At 66.8% G+C, this 18,621-nt stretch carries 15 protein-coding genes; 5 read left to right on the top strand and 10 right to left on the bottom strand.

From position 1 onward, the window contains the following. Window positions 1–253 precede the first annotated feature (253 nt). The 9 genes from QOL82_RS07370 to QOL82_RS07330 form a co-directional block, all read right to left on the bottom strand. Window positions 254–3,106 carry a motility hub landmark protein FimV gene (locus QOL82_RS07370; protein WP_283441605.1) on the bottom strand — a complete coding sequence of 951 codons (2,853 nt, stop codon included), beginning with the start codon at window positions 3,104–3,106 and terminating at the stop codon, window positions 254–256. Between the two features lie 208 nt (window positions 3,107–3,314). Further along, window positions 3,315–4,451, bottom strand: a complete 1,137-nt coding sequence (asd, locus tag QOL82_RS07365; protein ID WP_283441604.1) for an aspartate-semialdehyde dehydrogenase — start codon at window positions 4,449–4,451, stop codon at window positions 3,315–3,317. 47 nt (window positions 4,452–4,498) lie between these two features. After that, on the bottom strand, window positions 4,499–5,572 hold the full coding sequence (gene leuB, locus QOL82_RS07360; RefSeq protein WP_283441603.1) for a 3-isopropylmalate dehydrogenase: 1,074 nt from the start codon (window positions 5,570–5,572) through the stop codon (window positions 4,499–4,501). 18 nt (window positions 5,573–5,590) lie between these two features. Further along, window positions 5,591–6,238, bottom strand: coding sequence for a 3-isopropylmalate dehydratase small subunit (gene leuD, locus QOL82_RS07355; RefSeq protein ID WP_283441602.1), 648 nt, complete (start codon window positions 6,236–6,238; stop codon window positions 5,591–5,593). 30 nt (window positions 6,239–6,268) lie between these two features. After that, window positions 6,269–7,669 carry a 3-isopropylmalate dehydratase large subunit gene (gene leuC / locus QOL82_RS07350; protein WP_283441601.1) on the bottom strand — a complete coding sequence of 467 codons (1,401 nt, stop codon included), beginning with the start codon at window positions 7,667–7,669 and terminating at the stop codon, window positions 6,269–6,271. A gap of 125 nt (window positions 7,670–7,794) precedes the next feature. After that, entirely contained in the window at window positions 7,795–8,898 is a 1,104-nt protein-coding gene (aroC, locus tag QOL82_RS07345) for a chorismate synthase (protein WP_283441600.1), read from the bottom strand. Between the two features lie 86 nt (window positions 8,899–8,984). Then, window positions 8,985–10,871: an MFS transporter gene (locus tag QOL82_RS07340; RefSeq protein ID WP_283441599.1), complete on the bottom strand. Its 1,887-nt coding sequence runs from the start codon at window positions 10,869–10,871 to the stop codon at window positions 8,985–8,987. Window positions 10,872–10,935: 64 nt separating this feature from the next. Then, complete coding sequence (locus QOL82_RS07335) at window positions 10,936–11,928, bottom strand: NAD(P)/FAD-dependent oxidoreductase (protein ID WP_283441598.1); 993 nt, start codon at window positions 11,926–11,928, stop codon at window positions 10,936–10,938. A gap of 119 nt (window positions 11,929–12,047) precedes the next feature. Beyond that, complete coding sequence (locus QOL82_RS07330; RefSeq protein ID WP_283441597.1) at window positions 12,048–12,494, bottom strand: CBS domain-containing protein; 447 nt, start codon at window positions 12,492–12,494, stop codon at window positions 12,048–12,050. Between the two features lie 131 nt (window positions 12,495–12,625). On the opposite strand from QOL82_RS07330, the gene QOL82_RS07325 reads away from it, so the two are divergent. Next, window positions 12,626–13,936 (top strand): O-acetylhomoserine aminocarboxypropyltransferase, encoded by a 1,311-nt coding sequence (locus QOL82_RS07325; protein ID WP_283441596.1) that lies wholly within the window; start codon window positions 12,626–12,628, stop codon window positions 13,934–13,936. A 1-nt stretch (window position 13,937) separates the two neighbouring features. Next, window positions 13,938–14,747, top strand: a complete 810-nt coding sequence (locus QOL82_RS07320; protein WP_283441595.1) for an alpha/beta fold hydrolase — start codon at window positions 13,938–13,940, stop codon at window positions 14,745–14,747. Window positions 14,748–14,854: 107 nt separating this feature from the next. Here the strand turns inward: QOL82_RS07320 and QOL82_RS07315 are convergent, their stop codons facing one another. Then, on the bottom strand, window positions 14,855–16,135 hold the full coding sequence (locus QOL82_RS07315; RefSeq protein ID WP_283441594.1) for a YihY family inner membrane protein: 1,281 nt from the start codon (window positions 16,133–16,135) through the stop codon (window positions 14,855–14,857). Window positions 16,136–16,191: 56 nt separating this feature from the next. Here QOL82_RS07315 and wrbA point away from each other — a divergent pair, with 56 nt between their 5' ends. Genes wrbA through QOL82_RS07300 form a run of 3 tightly spaced genes read left to right on the top strand, consistent with a single transcriptional unit; the run spans window position 16,192 to window position 18,603 of the window. Next, the gene (wrbA, locus tag QOL82_RS07310) at window positions 16,192–16,800 is read left to right on the top strand and encodes an NAD(P)H:quinone oxidoreductase (protein WP_283441593.1); all 609 of its coding nucleotides are present in this window, start codon (window positions 16,192–16,194) and stop codon (window positions 16,798–16,800) included. Continuing rightward, window positions 16,800–17,204, top strand: coding sequence for a DUF2069 domain-containing protein (locus QOL82_RS07305; protein ID WP_283441592.1), 405 nt, complete (start codon window positions 16,800–16,802; stop codon window positions 17,202–17,204). The genes wrbA and QOL82_RS07305 overlap by 1 nt, the downstream gene beginning before the upstream one ends. Further along, window positions 17,197–18,603, top strand: a complete 1,407-nt coding sequence (locus QOL82_RS07300) for an FAD-binding oxidoreductase (protein ID WP_283441591.1) — start codon at window positions 17,197–17,199, stop codon at window positions 18,601–18,603. Before QOL82_RS07305 ends, QOL82_RS07300 begins: the two co-directional genes overlap by 8 nt. Window positions 18,604–18,621 lie beyond the last annotated feature (18 nt).

The raw sequence follows: 18,621 nt of genomic DNA, 5'->3' as shown, positions 1-18,621 counted from the left end.
CCAATCCCGATTCATGCCGTACCGGATGAGATCGACGGTCCCGCTCCATAGGGTGTAATAAGCGCAGCGCATTACACCACCGGCCAATCAACCACCGTCGCCTGTTCGCGACGCATGGTGATGGTGTGATGCGCTTGCGCTTATTGCACCCTACGGGGTTTCGTCGCGCGTTGTGGACCGGGACTGGAGTACGTCCTTTAATGACAAAACGGGCGACAGCAGCGCTGCGCCCGTTCGGCAAGGAAAACCCGCTTCAGGCGAGTTTTTCCAGCAGGCCGCGCGCCTTCTCGCTTTGCTCGGTGTCGCCGCCGCGGATCACTTCCTCCAGCAACTCCCGGGCGCCTTCCCGGTCGCCGATTTCCTGGTAGGCCGATGCCAGGTCCAGCTTGGTGGCCATTTCGGCGGTGTTCGAATACGCATGCTCGCCCAGCGTCGGCACGTCCTGCAGCGCCTCGCTGTCCGCGCCATGGCTATCGAGGTCGAGGCTGATGCCGGACAGGTCGAAATCCACGGGCGTCGGCTGATCTGCCAGGGTTGCCGGGTGCGGCTGCGTCGCATCGGGTTCCGGGTCCAGCAGCGCGAACGACTCGTCGTCGGCCGGCTCGCCGTGTTGCGATGCTGGCACGCCAGGCGTGGCGGCCGGCACGTCGTCGTCATCGAGCCTGAAGTCCATCAGCCTGGAATCGGCATGCTCGTCCAGCGTGGAGTCGGCAGGCGCGGCAGGCGCAACCGGCGGCGTGGTCTTGCCGAAGCTGTCGAGGTCGAAATCGAAATCGAGCAGGTTGGATGCCGGCTCGGGCTCTGCCGGCACGGGCGCCGGGGCCGTGGAAGCGGCGAGCGGCGCGTCGTCAGGCAGGTCCGTGGCGACGATGCTGTCCGTCGCAGGCGTTGCCGCTTCGTCCACCTGTGCCTGCGACTGTGCTTGCGCCGGGGGCGGCGTGTCGTCCAGCTTCAGCTCGTGCGGCGTATCGTCGACCTGTTTCGTGGCGCTCAGCAGGCCGTCGAAATCGAGGTCGTTGTCGTGGTCTTCGTTGTGGGCATGCGGCGCTGCGGCGAGCGCGGCGGCGCCGATGCCGGCTGCGCCAACCGCCGCTGCCGTCGCTGCGGCGCCGGTGCTCATGCCGGGACCAGCCGCATCCACCGGCTTCTTCGCCGATGCATACAGCGGATTGGCCGGGTCGAGCGCGCTGCCGAGCGTGGCCGCCTGCGCCCACTCCTCGCCTTCGCCCTTGGTCAGGCTGAACAGCTCGGTCGCGGTGGTCTCGAAGGCGCGCAGGTCCTTGCGCGACGAATAGATTTCCAGCAGCTTGCCGCGCACCGCGGTGCGGTCGGGCTGGGTGCGCAGCGCCTCCTTCAGGATTTCCTCGGCCTGCGCGTCCCGTCCATAGGCGATATAGACATCGGCTTCCGCCACCGGGTCGACTTCATTGGTGTCGAGCTGGCTGGCGGACGGGGAGAAATTCGAGTTGAACACGCTGTTGCTGGTGTCGACGCTCTGGCCGCCGGCCGCGCCGAACAGCGTATTGGTCTTCAGCGTCGAAGTCGGGAGGATGCTCGCGCCGCCCAGGGACTTCGCCTTCTTGGCCTTGCGGGAACGGCTGATGCCGAGCGCAGCCAGCAAGGCCAGCAGCAATGCCGATGCGCCCAGGACCACCGGGTTGCCGGTGAGGTCTTCGAGCAGGCTGGGTTCAGCCGCCGGCGGCGTGACAGCCACCGGACGCGGCTTGGCCGGCTTGGGTGCGGCATCGCCAGCCGCCGGGGCCGGTTGCGCGGGCGCGGCGGTCACCGCTGCGGGCGCAGGTGCGGGTGCCGTTGCGGCTGGTGCTGGGGCTTCGGCGGCAGGCGCCGGGCTTGCGGCCGGCGCAACGGTCGCGGCTGGCGCAGCCGGCGTCGTCGCCGCAGTGCCTGCAACTGCAGCCGCCTGGTTCTGCCTTGCCGCGAGGTCGCGGTTGCGGATCTCCAGAAGGCGCTGCAAGTCGCCTACGGTCTTTTCCAGTTCCCTGACGCGGGAATTTGCTTCGGCGAGCGCCTTTTCCTGCGCAATGCGTTCCTCGGCATTGGCGCCGGCAGGCGCGCCCGAGCGGGATACCTGCAGCCGGTCGCGCGAGTCGCCGGCCGGGTTGCGCTGTTCCTCGACTTTCGCGGTGATCTTGCCGGACGCAAGCTGCCCGCCTTCGCCCTGGCCGCTGCCGGCGCCGGCAACCTGCCCTGCCAGCCGGTTGCGGTAATTATTGAAGTCGGCCGACTGCGCGACCACGATGCGGCGGGCTTCTCCGCTGGGCACCGCGCGCGCCGCTTCCGCGCCCGGCACGGTTAGGATCTGGCCGGAACGGAGGCGGTTGATGTTGTCGCCGACGAAGGCATTCGGGTTGGCGCGCTGAAGCGCAACCAGCATCTGGTCCAGCGACACGCCCTCCGGTTTCACCTGGCCGGCGATTTCGGCCAGCGTATCGCCGCGCTTGACCGGATAGGTATTTCCGCCTGCGCCGGCGTCGGCTGACGACGACGAGGCTGGGGCCGGGGCTGCCGGCGCCGATGCGGCAGGCGCCTGCCGTCTAGCCGGCGCAGCCGGCGTCGAGGTGGCAGCCGCGGCGGCGGCCGTAGCCGCCGCTGCAGCAGCAGTCGGATTGCCCGCCGGGGCCGGCGCGGTTTCGGCCGGCTGGGCGCGCCGGGTGCCGGCCGGATCGAGCAACACGACGTATTCGCGCAACAGGCGACTGCCATTGCTGTTTACTTCCAGCAAGACATCGACGAAAGGTTCGTTAACCGGCTGAGAAGACGTGATGCGGACGATCTGCCGGTTCCCGCGCTGCTCGATCGCAAATCTCAGGTTGGCCAGCGACGGGTTGTAATCGATGTTCGCCTGCCTGAATGCCGATGCCGGCGCCAGCCTGACCGACACATTGCCTGCTTCATCCCGGCTTACCGAAGTCAGTTCGATCTCGGCCAGCAGCGGCTGCCCCAGCGAGGACAGGACGGTCAGCTGACCCAGTCCTGCAGCGCCGGCGCTGCCCAGCATGGCGGCGGACACCACTGCGGCCCCCAACGCCTTCCAGGCTCTCGAATGCGGTTTCCCGGTGTCTTTTTCAGTCGTTTTCTTGGGCATAGAGGGTCATTCCGCGGCACATCCGGCTTTGCCGGAATGCACCAAAGTGGCTTCGATCGGGAAGTTTCACCTTATCACCGTGACGCTGGCGCTTGCAAGCAGGCGCCCTGGCTGGATAAAGCAAGCCCGTCATATCCGGCGGCTACCGGGGTCTGACGGGCGGACATTGCGCTTAGGAAACACAATCTACGACCTGAGGCCGCGCTTGTCAAGCCTCGAGGACGATACGCAACATCCGGCGCAGCGGCTCGGCTGCACCCCACAGCAGCTGGTCGCCGACGGTGAAGGCGGACAGGTATTCGCCGCCCATCTGCATCTTGCGCAGGCGCCCGACCGGGATGGTCAGGCTGCCGGTGACGGCGGCCGGAGTCAGGTCCTTCATCGACGCTTCGCGGGTGTTGGGCACCAGCTTCACCCACTGGTTGTTGCTGGCGATGATGTCGTTGATCTCGTCCAGCGGCACGTCTTTCTTCAGCTTGATGGTCAGCGCCTGCGAATGGCAGCGCATCGCGCCGATGCGCACGCACAGGCCGTCGACCGCGATGGCAGGCTTTGCGCCGGCGCCGAAGGCGTCGCCGCGGCCGAGGATCTTGTTGGTCTCGGCGCCCGCCTTCCATTCCTCGCGGGACACGCCGTTGCCGAGGTCCTTGTCGATCCACGGGATCAGGTTGCCGCCCAGCGGCACGCCGAACTGCTGGGTTTCCTCGGCGCTCATCGCATGCTGCTTGGCCAGCACCTTGCGGTCGATTTCCAGGATGGCGGAAGCCGGGTCGTCCAGCAGCGCCTTGACTTCGGCGTTGATGGAGCCGAACTGGGTCAGCAGCTCGCGCATGTGCTGCGCGCCGCCGCCGGAAGCGGCCTGGTAGGTCATCGAGGTCATCCAGTCGATCAAGTCGTGCTGGAACAGGCCGCCCAGGCCCATCATCATGCAGGACACGGTGCAGTTGCCGCCGATGTAGTTCTTCACGCCGCGCGACAGCGCGGTGCGGATCACGTCGAGGTTGACCGGGTCGAGCACGATGATCGCGTCATCCTTCATGCGCAGGGTCGACGCGGCGTCGATCCAGTAGCCGTTCCAGCCGGCGGCGCGCAGCCTGGGGAAGATCTCGCTGGTGTAGTCGCCGCCCTGGCAGGTGAGGATGATCTCGCACTTCTTCAGCGCCTCGATGTCGTTGGCGTCCTTCAATGCGGTCTCGTTCTTCGCCTGCGACGGCGCGCGGCCGCCGGCGTTCGATGTCGAAAAGAACACCGGTTCGATCTGTGCGAAGTCGCCCTCTTCCTGCATGCGCTGCATCAGGACCGAGCCCACCATGCCGCGCCAACCTACCAAGCCTACGAGTTTCATCTTTATTCCCCGGAATTGTATTGATTACTGTTTGCTGCCCTGCATCGTCAGGCGGCCAGCGCCTTGACTACCGCATCGCCCATTTCGCGGGTGCCGACGCGGGTCGTGCCTTCTTCGTAAATGTCCGGCGTGCGCAGCCCCGAAGCCAGCACCTTCTTGACCGCCGCCTCGATGCGGTCGGCCTGTTCGGCGCGGTCCAGCGAATAGCGCAGCATCATCGCGGCCGACAGGATGGTCGCCAGCGGATTGGCGACGCCCTTGCCGGCGATGTCGGGCGCGGAGCCGTGCGACGGTTCGTACAGTCCCTTGTTGGCCGCGTCCAGCGAGGCCGACGGCAGCATGCCGATCGAGCCGGTCAGCATCGCGGCCGCATCCGACAGGATGTCGCCGAACATGTTGCCGGTGACGATCACGTCGAATTTCTTCGGCGCGCGCACCAGCTGCATCGCCGCATTGTCGACATACATGTGGTCGAGCGCGACGTCCGGGTATTCCTTGTGGACGTCAGTGACGATGTCCTTCCAGAACTGGAAGGTCTCCAGCACGTTGGCCTTGTCGACGCTGGTCAGGCGCTTGCCGCGTTTCTGCGCGGCCTGGAAGCCGACATGCGCGATGCGGCGGATTTCCGGCTCGGCATAGCGCATCGTGTCGAAGCCTTCGCGCTCGCCCTTGAACGGGCCGTCGACCGCGATGCGCACGCCGCGCGGCTGGCCGAAGTAGATGTCGCCGGTCAGCTCGCGGATGATCAGGATGTCGAGTCCCGACACCACTTCCGGCTTCAGCGTCGACGCGCCGGCCAGTTCCGGATACAGGATGGCCGGACGCAGGTTGGCGAACAGCTTCAGGTTCTTGCGCAGGCCGAGGATCGCCTGTTCCGGCCGCAGCGGCCGGTCCAGCGTGTCGTACTTCCAGTCGCCGACCGCGCCGAACAGCACCGCGTCGGCTTCCTGCGCCAGCTTCAGCGTGCCGTCCGGCAGCGGATGGCCATGCGCCTCATAGCCGGCGCCGCCGACCGGCGCGGTCTCCAGTTCGAACTGTTCATCCAGCGATTGCAGCACTCGCACCGCCTGCTCGATGATCTCGGGACCGATGCCGTCGCCCGGCAGGACTGCTATTTTCATTGTAATTTTCCGTGAAGGTCAGATGGTGTTGGCCAGCCAGGGCTGCGCGGCCAGGTGGCGTTCCTCGAACGCGCGGATCTTGTCGGCTTTCTGCAGCGTCAGGCCGATGTCGTCCAGCCCGTTGATCATGCAGAATTTGCGGAAGGCGTCGATATCAAAGGAAAACACGCTGCTGCCGTTTTTCGTCGAGACGGTCTGCTGCTCCAGGTCGACGACCAGCCGGTAGCCGGGAAACGCCTTGACCTCGTTGAACAGCTGGTCGACTTCGCCTTCGGTCAGCTTGATCGGCAGCAGGCCGTTCTTGTAGCAGTTGTTGAAAAAGATATCGGCGAAGCTGGGCGCGATGACCGCGCGGAAACCGAACTGGTCCAGCGCCCACGGCGCATGCTCGCGCGACGAGCCGCAGCCGAAGTTCTTGCGCGCCAGCAGGATGGACGCGCCCTGGTAGCGCGGCTGGTTCAGCACGAAGTCCGGGTTCAGCGGCCGCTTGCTGTTGTCGATGCCGGGTTCGCCATGGTCGAGATAGCGCCATTCGTCGAACAGGTTGGGGCCGAAGCCGGTGCGCTTGATCGACTTCAGGAATTGCTTGGGGATGATGGCGTCGGTGTCGACATTGGCCCGGTCCAGCGGGGCGACAAGGCCATCGAGCAGGGTGAATTTGTTCATGTCGTTTGCTTTCTGTTCCGTTGTTGCCGCTTAAAGCGAGCGCACGTCGACGAAGTGGCCCATCACGCCGGCGGCGGCGGCCATTGCCGGGCTGACCAGGTGGGTGCGTCCGCCGGCGCCCTGGCGGCCTTCGAAATTGCGGTTCGAGGTCGATGCGCAGCGCTCGCCCGGCTCCAGCCGGTCGGCGTTCATCGCCAGGCACATCGAGCAGCCCGGCTCGCGCCATTCGAAGCCGGCGTCGCGGAAGATGCGGTCCAGCCCCTCGCGCTCGGCCTGTTCCTTGACCAGGCCCGAGCCCGGCACCACCATTGCCAGCTTGACGTTGGAAGCGCGGAACTTTCCGCGCACGATGGCGGCGGCGGCGCGCAGGTCCTCGATGCGGGAGTTGGTGCAGGAGCCGATGAAGACCTTGTCGATGCGGATGTCCTCGATCGCGGTGTTCGGCTTCAGCGCCATGTAGACCAGCGCCTTCTCGATCGCGTCGCGGCGCACGGCATCCTTTTCCTTGTCGGGATCGGGCACGCGGCCGTCGATGGCGACCACCATCTCGGGCGAGGTGCCCCAGGTGACCTGCGGCTTGATCTCGGCCGCATTGAGCGTGACGACCAGGTCGAAACGCGCGCCCGGGTCGGACTGCAGCGTGCGCCAATAGTCGACCGCGCGGTCCCAGTGCGGACCCACCGGCGAGTACGGACGGCCCTTGACGTAGTCGATGGTGGTCTGGTCCACCGCCACCATGCCGGCGCGGGCGCCGGCTTCGATGGCCATGTTGCAGACCGTCATCCGGCCTTCCATCGACAGCGCGCGTATGGTCGAGCCGCCGAATTCGATTGCATAGCCGGTGCCGCCGGCCGTGCCTATCTTGCCGATCACGGCCAGCACGATGTCCTTGGCGGTGACGCCGGCCGGCAGCGCGCCGTCGACCTGCACCAGCATCGCCTTGGACTTCTTGCCCAGCAGCGTCTGCGTCGCCAGCACGTGCTCGACCTCGGAGGTGCCGATGCCGTGCGCCAGACAGCCGAAGGCGCCGTGGGTCGACGTATGCGAGTCGCCGCAGACCACGGTCATGCCCGGCAGGGTCGCGCCCTGCTCCGGCCCGATCACGTGGACGATGCCCTGGCGCCGGTCGCGCATGTTGAAATAGGTCAGGTTGTAGGTGCTGGCGTTCTGGTCCAGCGTCTCGACCTGGAGCCGCGACGTGGGATCGGCGATGCCTTCGGCACGGTCGGTGGTCGGCACGTTATGGTCGGCAACCATCAGGTTGGCGGAGCGCCGCCACGGCTGGCGTCCTGCCAGCTTGAGTCCTTCGAACGCCTGCGGGCTGGTGACTTCATGCAGCAGGTGGCGGTCGATGTAAAGCATCGTGGTGCCATCGTCGCCAGTATCAACGACGTGGGAATCCCAGAGTTTGTCGTACAGAGTTTGAGCCATGGTCGGGGGAAGGCGCAGCGCGCAGGTGTCGGTAAACAGTCTGCGATTATGCCATAGAGATCGGGAATTCAGCCCGTTCCGGCCGGCATCGCCGGGGCGCCGCGGCAAGCGCCCCGGCGCCGGCCTTATCCGCCCGCGCCGGCCGGGATCGGCGGCGTGCCGGCGACGACGTCGCCGCACTGCGCGCGGTGGCGCAGCGCATGGTCCATCAGCACCAGCGCCAGCATCGCCTCGGCGATCGGCGTGGCGCGGATGCCGACGCAGGGGTCGTGGCGGCCGAAGGTTTCCACCATCACCGGGTTGCCGGCCTTGTCGATCGAGTGGCGCGGGGTGCGTATGCTCGATGTCGGCTTGATCGCGATCGACACCGTGATGTCCTGCCCGGTGGAGATGCCGCCCAGCACGCCGCCGGCGTTGTTGCTGGCGAAACCCTGCGGCGTCAGTTCGTCGCCATGCTCGGTGCCCTTCTGCGCGACCGAGCGGAAACCGGCGCCGATCTCGACGCCCTTGACCGCGTTGATGCCCATCATCGCGTAGGCGATCTCGGCGTCGAGCTTGTCGTAGATCGGCTCGCCCAGCCCGACCGGCACGTTCTGCGCGACGACGTCGATGCGCGCGCCGCAGGAGTCGCCGGCCTTGCGCAGCGCATCCATATAGGCCTCGAGTTCGGGCACGATGCCTGGATTGGCGGCGAAAAACGGGTTGTCCGGCACGTGTTCCCAGCCGACGAAGGGAATCGGCAGCTCGCCCAGCTGGCTCATGCAGCCCTTGAACACGGTGCCATATTGCTGGTTCAGCCATTTCTTCGCGATGGCTGCCGCGCCGACCACGGGCGCCGTCAGCCGCGCCGACGAGCGGCCGCCGCCGCGCGGGTCGCGGATGCCGTACTTGTGCCAGTAAGCATAGTCGGCATGGCCGGGCCGGAAGGTCTCGACGATATTGCCGTAGTCATGGCTGCGCTGGTCCTGGTTGCGGATCATCAGCGCGATCGGCGTGCCGGTAGTCCGGCCTTCATAGACGCCGGACAGGATTTCGACGGTGTCCGGCTCCTTGCGCTGGGTCACGTGGCGCGAGGTGCCGGGCTTGCGGCGGTCCAGTTCGGGCTGGATGTCCGCTTCGGACAGTTCGAGGCCGGGCGGGCAGCCGTCGATGACGCAGCCGATCGCAGGACCGTGGGATTCGCCGAACGTGGTGACCGTGAAAATTGTGCCGAGTGTATTGCCAGCCATGATGTCGCCAGGGGAAAGGTTGAGCGGAAGCGAGCGATTTTACCAGCGCGGCCGGGCGCGCTGGCATCGGCGACGGCTTCGGGCGCCTACTTCCAGTCGCCGCGCAGCGCCAGCACCTGCCGCCGCAGCGCGTCCGGCGTGACCTCGGCCGGCGCCAGCGGCTCGCCGACCGACAGCGACAGCCGCGACCAGGGCCCGCGCCGGAACGAACGCTCGAACGGGTTGCCGTCGCCGCGGGTCAGCAGGCTGCCCCACAGGCCGCGCAGCGCCATCGGGATCACCGGCACCGGCGTGCGGGCGACGATGTGCTGGACGCCGCTCCTGAACGCGTCGATCTCGCCATCGCGGGTGAGCTTGCCTTCCGGGAAGATGCAGACCAGATCGCCCTCTTCCAGCGCCGCGGCAATCTGGTCGTAGGCCTGTGCCATCAGCTTCGCATCTTCCCTGGCCGGCGCGATCGGGATCGCCTTGGCCGCGCGGAACAGCCAGGAAATCACCGGGATGCCGAAGATGCGATGATCCATCACGAAGCGGATGGGCCGCGGGCTGGCGGCGGCGATGACCAGCGCATCCATGTAGCTGACGTGATTGCAGACCAGCACCGCCGGCCCGGCTTCCGGGATGCGGTCGGCGTCCACCGCCTCGACCCGGTGCAGCGTGTGGATCAGCATCCAGGCGAAGAAGCGCATCAGGAATTCCGGCACCAGCAGGAAGATGTAGAGCGCGACCACCGCGTTCATCAGCGCGGTCACCATGAAGATCTGCGGAATCGACAGGCCCATGCCCAGCAGCACCATCGCCACCAGCGCCGCGGTCACCATGAACAGCGCATTCATGATGTTCATGCCGGCAATCGTGCGCGACAGGTGGGCCGGGTCGGTGCGGGTCTGGATCAGCGCGAACAGCGGAACGATATAGAAGCCGCCGAATACGCCGATGAAAACGCAGTCGAACAGGATGCGCCAGCTGCCTTTCTGCGCGACGAAGTCCTGCACGCCGACCAGTTCGGTGTTCACGTAGGACAGGCTGGCCAGGAACAGATCGAAACCGAACACCGACAGGCCGATCGCGCCGAACGGCACCAGGCCGATCTCGATCTTGTGCCCGGACAGCCGCTCGCACAGCAGCGAGCCGGCGCCTATGCCCAGCGAAAACACGGTCAGCAGCAGCACGAACACGCCATGGTCGCCATGCAGGTAATTCTTGGCATACAGCGGAAATTGGGCGAGCAGGATCGCGCCGTAGAACCAGAACCAGGAGTTGCCCAGCACCGACAGGAACACGGTGCGGTTCTGGCGGGTGTGGCCGATGTTGCGCACCGTCTCGGTCAGCGGGTTCCAGTTGATGCGCAGGTTGGGCGCCGGCGCCGGCGTCAGCGGCACGCCGCGGCTGGTCAGCCAGCCGAGCACGGCGATGGCGATGGTGCCGAATGCGACCAGGTGCACGCCCCAGGGCTTGTGCAGCACCAGCACCGCGCCCAGCACTTCGCCGAGCAGGATGCCGACGAAGGTGCCCATCTCGATCACGCCGTTGCCGCCGACCAGTTCCTCGGCCTTCAGCTGCTGCGGCAGGTAGGCATACTTGACCGGGCCGAACAGCGTCGAGTGCAGGCCCATGCCGACCACCGCCGCCACCAGCAGCCACAGGCTGTGCGTGAGCCAGCCGGCGGCGGCGACCAGCATGATCGCGATTTCGAGCAGCTTGACGAAGCGCGTGAGCCGCGATTTCTCGAACTTGTCGGCAAGCTGCCCGGCCGTGGCCGAGAACAGCAGGAAAGGCAGGATGAAAAGGCCGGGGATCAGGTTGTTGAGCAGGCCGACATCGGTCGTGGTCCAGGTCAGCGCGTCATAGGTGATGATGGTCAGCAGCGCGGTCTTGAACACGTTGTCGTTGAACGCGCCCAGGAACTGGGTCCAGAAAAATGGCGCGAAGCGGCGCTGGCGCAGCAGGGCGAACTGGCTGTTTTTTTGCATGGTCCGGGCTAAAAATAACGCCGGCACAGAAGATGCCGGCGGGAAATCAAACTCGAATTCTAGCTCAGGCGATTGCCTCCGCGATCGCCGTCCCGCTCAGGCAGGCGTTTTCGATCCGGCCGCAGCCCTCGAGTCCGCAGGAAAACCAGTCGCCGCAGACGCCGATGCGGCGCGCCTCGTCCCATAGAAACAGCCCGGGCAAAGGCTGCAGCGCCTGCGCATACGGCCAGCGGTGCACCGCGGCATAGACCGGCTGCACCGCCGAGCCGGTCACCTCGTGAAACGCCTTCAGCAGCTTTTCCTTCGCCCGCTCCGGGTCGTCCATCAGGTGCTCGGCGCCCCACTCCGGCGTCGAGTGCGCGATCCAGTGTTCGCCGGGCCGGCGCTGCGGCTTGGAGGCGTCGCGCGCGATCCAGCCCAGCCGGCCGCCGCGGACCCAGGCGCCGTCGTACGACAGGCCCAGCGTGTCCTGGAACGCCATCATCAGCGACCAGCAGGGCGCCATGTGCATCTGCGCGGTCTGCGCGGCGAGTTCGGGCGCCGGCTCCAGCAGCAGCGTCGCCTGGTCGGACGGGATGGCAAGGATCACCGCGTCGAACGGCCCGGCGGTGGCGGCGATGGGCACGGTCTCGGCCTCGACCGACAGCAGCCACTGCTGGCCGTGCGGCTCGATGCGGTTGACCCGCTGCCCCATCCGCACATCCATCCCGAGCGCCAGCTGCCCGGCCAGCGAGCCCATGCCGGGCACGCCGACCAGCCGCTGCTGGCCGCGGCCGGATGGACGGGCCTTGCCGTCCTCCAGGCTGACAAGCTTGCCGCTCCAGGGCGCGACCCATCCCGCCTTGCGCCAGGCGGCGGTGCGCTTCTTGAAGGCATCGCTCTGCACGGTGAAATACTGCGCGCCGAAGTCCAGTCCGCCGACCTCGGTCTCGCAGGTCCGGGCGCGGCCGCCCGCGTCGCCATGCTTTTCGTAAAGGGTCACGGTATGGCGCGCCGCCTGCAGTTCACGCGCGCAGCAAAGACCGGCGAGGCCGGCGCCGATGATGGCGATATGCATAAGTCTCCTTGTCGTTCGTGCGGATAAGCCGCTGGCCGGAGAATACCGGCAGCGCATTAAAAAAGCCGTTCATGGTGTGCTTGCGCGCCATGAACGGCTTGATCGGGGCATGACAGGCCCTACTCGTCTCCCTCGCTGGGCCAGTCGCGGATATATGCCTTGAGCATCCTGTTCTCGAAGCTCTGCGCTTCGAAGACTGCCTTGGCGACGTCGTAGAAGGAAATCACGCCCAGCAGCGTCTTGGCGTCCACCACCGGCACGTAGCGCGCATGGCGCTCCAGCATCAGGCGGCGCACTTCGTTGATGTCGGTGTCGGGCGTGATCGTGATCGGGTGGTCGTCCATGTGCTTGCGCACGGTGCCGGCGCCGACCGAGCCCTGGTTGCCGTGGATGGCCTTGACCACTTCCCGGAAGGTCAGCATGCCGACCAGTTCGCCGAACTCCATGACCACCAGGGAGCCGATATCCTTTTCCGCCATGGTGGCGATGGCCTGCTGCAGCGAGCTTTCAGGGGTGACGGTATAGAGGATGTCACCCTTGACCTTGAGAATTTCCGAAACTTTCATCTCCGCCGCCCGTTGTAGTTTTGCCTAACGCAATGTAGCGTATGCGGTCTGAAAAATCCAGCGCGCCCGCGGTGGCCCGGCCCGGCCTTAACTGCTACGATGCCCGGCAATCAACAAGGAGAGAGACAGCCATGAGCGATCCCAGATACCCGGGTTTCGACACGCTGGCGCTGCATGCCGGCGCCGTGCCCGACCCCGCGACCGGCGCCCGCGCCACCCCGATCTACCTGACCACGTCCTATGTGTTCAAGGACTCCGACCATGCCGCGGCGCTGTTCAACATGGAGCGCTCGGGCCATGTCTACTCGCGCATTTCCAACCCGACCAACGCGGTGCTCGAAGAACGCATCGCCGCGCTCGAGGGCGGCGTCGCCGGCATCGCCGTGGCCAGCGGCCAGGCCGCGATGCACCTGGGCCTGGCCACCATCGCCGGCGCCGGCTCCCACGTGGTGGCGTCGCGCGCGCTGTACGGCGGCTCGCAGAACCTGCTCGGCTATACGATGAAGCGCTTCGGCATCGACACTACCTTCGTCGACCCGCGCGACATCGACGCCTGGCGCAATGCGATCCGGCCCAACACCAAGGTGCTGTTCGCCGAGACGCTGGGCAACCCCGGCCTCGACGTGCTCGACATCCCGCGCGTGGCCGAGGTGGCCCATGAGCATTTCCTGCCGCTGATGGTGGACTCGACCTTCACCACGCCCTGGCTGCTGCGCCCGTTCGACCACGGCGCCGACCTGCTGTTTCATTCGGCGACCAAGTTCCTGTGCGGGCACGGCACCGCGGTCGGCGGCCTGCTGGTCGATGGCGGCACCTTCGACTGGCAGGCGGCGCATGACCGGACCGGCAACTTTCCGGAACTGTGCGAGCCGTACGACGGCTTTCACGGCATGGTGTTCTCCGAGGAATCGACGGTCGCGCCGTTCGCATTGCGCGCGCGGCGCGAAGGCCTGCGCGACTTCGGCGCGGTGATGAGCCCGCACAATGCGTTCGCCATCCTGCAGGGCATCGAGACCCTGCCGCTGCGCATGGAAAAGCACGTGGCCAATGCGCGCCGCGTGGTCGAGTTCCTGGCCGCGCATCCGGCGGTGGAGTCGGTGTCCTACCCCGACCTGCCCGACCACCCGGACCATGCGCTGGCGCAGAAGCTGCTGCCGCGCGGCTGCGGCGCGGTGTTTTCCTTCGGCATCCGCGGCGACCGGGCCGCCGGACGGCGCTTCGTCGAGGCGCTGAACATTTTCTCCCACCTGGCGAACGTCGGGGATGCGAAGTCGCTGGTGATCCACCCGGCCTCGACCACCCATTTCCGGGTGCCGGCGGAACAGCTTGCCGCCTCCGGCATCACCGAGGGCACGATACGGCTGTCGGTCGGCCTGGAAGATGCCGACGACCTGATCGACGATTTGTCGCGCGGCCTGAAAGCCTCGCAGAAGGGACGCTGACATGGATTACCAGGTAGAGGGAAAGCGCGCTTACTGCTACACCGGCGGCAAGCCGTACAAGCCGTCGCAGCCGACCGCGGTGTTCATCCACGGCGCGCAGAACGACCACTCGGTCTGGGGTCTGCAGACGCGCTATTTCGCGCACCATGGCTACAACGTGCTGGCGGTGGACCTGCCGGGCCACGGGCGCAGTGCGGGGCCGGCGCTGACCAGCATCGAGGCGATCAGCGCCTGGCTGCTGGCGCTGCTGGACGCCGCCGGCGTCGAGCGGGCGCTGCTGATCGGCCACAGCATGGGTTCGCTGGCGGCGCTGGAGACCGCCGGCGCGGTGCCGGCGCGGGTCAGCAAGCTGGCGATGGTCGGCACGGCCTATCCGATGCGCGTATCCGACGCGCTGCTGGGCGCGGCGCGGGACGACGAGCAGCGGGCCATCGACATGGTCAACATCTGGTCGCATTCGACCATGTCGCCGAAGCCGTCCAGCCCGGGGCCCGGCTTCAACGTGATGGAAGGCTCGCGCCGGCTGATGCAGCGCATCGCCGCACGCGGCCCGGAACACCTGTTCCACACGGATTTCTCGGTCTGCAACAGCTATGCCGGCGGCGAAGCGGCGGCGGCGCGGGTGACCTGCCCCACCCTGCTGCTGCTGGGCCAGCGCGACATGATGACGCCGCCGAAGGCTGCGCGGATGATCAAGGAATCCATCCTGCATGCGCGCAGCATCGAGGTCGCCGCCACCGGCCATGCGCTGATGACGGAGCAGCCGGACGCGGTGCTGGACGCGCTCTACGGATTCGCCACCGAGCTTTGAGCACGACCGGTTCGCGCCGGTAACGGGCGCCTGGCGTCCGCCGCCGCGGTGGCTGCGCGCAGCAGGCATGCGCAGCGCCTGCAGGCCGGGGCCGTCGCGGCCGTCATTCAAGCCGGCCGAGGCTGCCCATGCTGGTGAAAGTAATCCGCCAGGGTCTGCTGCAGGCCCTGCTCGACCGCCGCTTCAACGGCCTGCGACAGGGGCATCTGGTCGGTCGCGGTAAAGACGAACATCCGGTAGACGTCGGCCAGCCGCAGCTGCCCAGGGTTGGCCAGCAGCGTCCAGCTGTCCAGCCCGACCGTATCGCGCTTGCCGAACTGCACCCGGCGCCGCGGCGCCTCGTGCCGGATGCGGCCGACCCAGCCGGCGTCCAGCATCTGCTGCAGCAGCCGTTCGGATTCCTCGAAGCCGATGCGGGTGCGTTCGCGCAGCAATGCCGCCGACACCGCCGCCGACTCGCCGCTGCGGGCCTGGTACAGCACTTCCAGCAGCGACAGCGCGTCGATGAATGCGCTGCCCGGCAGCGCCACGTGCCACCAGCGTTCGTAGCGCACCACCGGCAGCGCCGCGGTCAGCGTGGCGCCCATCAGCGTGATCATCCAGCCGAGGTAGATCCAGACCAGGAACAGCGGAATCGCCGCCAGCGCGCCGTACAGCACGGTGTACGTTGGAAAGCTGGCGATGAACACCGCGAACAGGCGCTTGGACAGCTCGAACGCGATTGCCGCCAGCACGCCGCCGCAGGCGGCGTCGCGCCAGTCGATCAGGCGGTTCGGCACGACCATGTACAGCAGCGTGAACGCGCCGGCGGTCAGCGCCAGCGACACCAGCGTAAACATCACCGCGCCCAGCAGCGGCAGCTTCAGGACCACGCCGTTGGTCGCCGCAAACAGGTAGCCGGTCACCGAGATCGACACGCCGATGAGCAGGGGGCCGAGCGTGATGACTGCCCAGTAGGTCAGCACCCGCTGCGCAAACGGCCGGCGGGTGCGCACCCGCCAGATACGGTTGAAGGTGCGGTCGACCGTGCCTATCATGGCCACAGCGGTGGCGATCAGCGCCACCGCGCCGACGGCCGACAGCCGCGTGGCCTGGCTGGCGAACTGGTTCAGGTAGTCGAGGATGGTGCTGGCAATGCCGGCCGGAATGAGGCTGCGCAAAAAATAGCTGTCCAGCGCGCGGCGGAAGGTGTCGAACAGCGGGAAGGTCGTAAACACTGCCAGCGCAATGGTCAGCAAGGGCACCAGCGCCAGCACCGTGGTGAAGGTCAGGCTGCCGGCGACCTGCGGCAGCCGCTCCTCGCGCAGGCGCTGCCCGGCGAAGCGCAGCAGGTCGCGCACCTGCACGTGGGCGAATCGGGCAAGCAGGGAATGGTCGTTGGATGGCATGCGCTGCGCGGCGTCGGCCCGATTTGTTATTGGCAAAGCCCCCTATAATACCAAGCATGACCCAGCAAGCGATTACCCTCCTCGTGCTCTACTATTCCCGCCACGGCGCCACCCGCAAGCTGGCCGACCTGATCTGCCAGGGCATAGACAGCGTTCCCGGCTGCGAAGCCAGGCTGCGCACGGTGCCCGCGGTGTCCGCCGTCAGCGAAGCCAGCGAGCCCGCCATCCCGGCCCAGGGCCCGCCCTATGTCGAGCTGGCCGACCTGCGCGAATGCGACGGCCTGGCGCTCGGCTCCCCCACCCGCTTCGGCAACATGGCGTCGGCGATGAAATATTTCTGGGACGGCACCAGCGCCGAATGGCTGGCCGGCACGCTCGCCGGCAAGCCGGCCTGCGTCTTCACCTCCACCGGCAGCCTGCACGGCGGCCAGGAAAGCACGCTGCTGTCGATGATGCTGCCGCTGCTGCACCATGGCATGCTGCTGCTGGGCCTGCCCTATACCCACCCGGAACTGATGACCACGGCCAGCGGCGGCACGCCGTATGGCGCCAGCCACTGGTCGGGCCTGAACGGCGACCGCCCCCTGGCCGACGACAGCCGCAGCCTGGCAATTGCGCTGGGCCGGCGGCTGGCCCAAACTGCACTCAAACTGCGAGGCGCCTGATGGAAAGTCCTGCCCAAAGAAATTTCTACATCGGCGCGGTCGCCAGCCTGGTCGCGCTGATCGTGCTGTGCGTCGCATGGGAAACGGTGCTCGCGCCGCTGCGGCCGAACGGATCGTGGCTGGTGCTGAAGGTCATCCCGCTGCTGCTGCCGCTGCGCGGCATCCTCAAGCGCGACATCTATACGCTGCAATGGTCGTCGATGCTGATCCTCATCTACCTGGCCGAAGGCAGCGTGCGCGCCTACACCGACACCGGCGTGTCGGCCTGGCTGGCCTACGCGGAAATCGCGCTGGTAGGCATCTTCTTCCTCTGCAGCCTGCTCTACCTGCGGCCCTACAAGAAAGCCGCGAAGACGCTGGCGAAGCAGGTCATCAAGAAAGCATCGGAATCCATCAATGAATAATTTTCTCGATTTGTGCCGGGAGGCGATAGGCGCTTCCCACGTGATCACCAACGAAGCCGACATGGCTTCCTACCTGGTCGACTGGCGCCGCCGTTACACCGGCCGCGCGCAGGCAGTACTGCGTCCCGGCTCGGTGGAAGAAGTCGCCGCGCTGGTGCGCCTTTGCGTCGACGCCGGCGTGCCCATCTGCCCGCAGGGCGGCAACACCGGCCTGGTGCTGGGCAGCGTGCCGGACCTGAGCGGCCGCGCGGTGGTGCTGTCGCTCGGCCGCATGAACCGGATCAGGGACATCGACCTGGTCAACAACACGATGACCGTCGACGCCGGCTGCATCCTGGCGAATATCCAGCAGGCGGCCGACGAGCGCGACCGCCTGTTCCCGCTGTCGCTGGGCGCGGAAGGCAGCTGCACGATAGGCGGCAACCTGTCGACCAATGCCGGCGGCACCGGCGTGCTGCGCTACGGGAACACGCGCGAACTGTGCCTGGGACTGGAAGTCGTGACGCCGCAGGGCGAAGTCTGGAACGGGCTGCGCGGCCTGCGCAAGGACAATACCGGCTACGACCTGCGCGACCTGTACATCGGCGCCGAAGGCACGCTGGGCATCATCACCGGCGCCGTCATCAAGCTCTTCCCCCGTCCCAAGGCAACGCTGACCGCCCTCGCCGCGATGCAGACCACGGATGCCGCGCTGAAGCTGCTGACGCTGGCCCGGCAGCAATGCGGCGCGACGCTGACCGGCTTCGAGCTGATGTCGCAATTTTGCCTGGAACTGGTTGCCAAACATTACCCACAAATGCACGCTCCGTTTCCGCAGCCCTATCCGCAGTACGTGCTGCTGGAGCTATCCGACAGCGAGTCCGAAGAACATGCGATGGCAATGCTGGAGTCGTTGATCACCGGCGCGCTGGAAGAGGAAACGATACAGGACGCGGTTGTCGCGGGCTCGATCGCCCAGTCGCGCGCGCTGTGGGACATCCGCGAGCACATCACGCTCGCGCAGGCGGACGAAGGCAAGAACATCAAGCATGACGTGTCGGTGCCGATCTCGCGCATCGGCGACTTCATCCACGAAACCGACGCGCTGCTGGCGGACCGGTTTCCGGGCATCAGGATGGTCACCTTCGGCCACCTGGGCGACGGCAACCTGCATTACAACGTGTCCCCGCCGGTCGACATGCCGGCGGACGACTTCATGGAACGGCAGCACGAAGTCAACCAGGTCGTGCATGACAGCGTGCATCGCTTCCACGGCTCGATCTCGGCCGAGCATGGGCTGGGCGCATTGAAGCGCGAAGAGATCAAGCAGTACAAATCGGCGGTCGAGCTGCGTCTGATGGGAGTGATCAAGGATGCGCTCGATCCGCTCCACCTGATGAACCCGGGGAAGGTGCTCTAACCGGACAACGAGGCTGCC

The sequence above is a fragment of the Noviherbaspirillum suwonense genome, assembly GCF_900182955.1.
Classification (GTDB): domain Bacteria; phylum Pseudomonadota; class Gammaproteobacteria; order Burkholderiales; family Burkholderiaceae_D; genus Noviherbaspirillum_A; species Noviherbaspirillum_A suwonense.
This window is presented reverse-complemented; position numbering and strand designations above follow the sequence as displayed.

Excerpts from the sequence above, each read along its gene's own strand:
- leuB (WP_283441603.1), bottom strand. The coding sequence starts at position 5,572 with ATGAAAATAGCAGTCCTGCCGGGCGACGGCATCGGTCCCGAGATCATC.
- leuD (WP_283441602.1), bottom strand. The coding sequence starts at position 6,238 with ATGAACAAATTCACCCTGCTCGATGGCCTTGTCGCCCCGCTGGACCGG.
- asd (WP_283441604.1), bottom strand. The coding sequence starts at position 4,451 with ATGAAACTCGTAGGCTTGGTAGGTTGGCGCGGCATGGTGGGCTCGGTC.
- QOL82_RS07370 (WP_283441605.1), bottom strand. The coding sequence starts at position 3,106 with ATGCCCAAGAAAACGACTGAAAAAGACACCGGGAAACCGCATTCGAGA.
- QOL82_RS07300 (WP_283441591.1), top strand. The coding sequence starts at position 17,197 with ATGAATAATTTTCTCGATTTGTGCCGGGAGGCGATAGGCGCTTCCCAC.
- QOL82_RS07330 (WP_283441597.1), bottom strand. The coding sequence starts at position 12,494 with ATGAAAGTTTCGGAAATTCTCAAGGTCAAGGGTGACATCCTCTATACC.
- QOL82_RS07315 (WP_283441594.1), bottom strand. The coding sequence starts at position 16,135 with ATGCCATCCAACGACCATTCCCTGCTTGCCCGATTCGCCCACGTGCAG.
- QOL82_RS07335 (WP_283441598.1), bottom strand. The coding sequence starts at position 11,928 with ATGCATATCGCCATCATCGGCGCCGGCCTCGCCGGTCTTTGCTGCGCG.
- aroC (WP_283441600.1), bottom strand. The coding sequence starts at position 8,898 with ATGGCTGGCAATACACTCGGCACAATTTTCACGGTCACCACGTTCGGC.
- QOL82_RS07305 (WP_283441592.1), top strand. The coding sequence starts at position 16,800 with ATGGAAAGTCCTGCCCAAAGAAATTTCTACATCGGCGCGGTCGCCAGC.
- leuC (WP_283441601.1), bottom strand. The coding sequence starts at position 7,669 with ATGGCTCAAACTCTGTACGACAAACTCTGGGATTCCCACGTCGTTGAT.
- QOL82_RS07325 (WP_283441596.1), top strand. The coding sequence starts at position 12,626 with ATGAGCGATCCCAGATACCCGGGTTTCGACACGCTGGCGCTGCATGCC.
- wrbA (WP_283441593.1), top strand. The coding sequence starts at position 16,192 with ATGACCCAGCAAGCGATTACCCTCCTCGTGCTCTACTATTCCCGCCAC.
- QOL82_RS07320 (WP_283441595.1), top strand. The coding sequence starts at position 13,938 with ATGGATTACCAGGTAGAGGGAAAGCGCGCTTACTGCTACACCGGCGGC.
- QOL82_RS07340 (WP_283441599.1), bottom strand. The coding sequence starts at position 10,871 with ATGCAAAAAAACAGCCAGTTCGCCCTGCTGCGCCAGCGCCGCTTCGCG.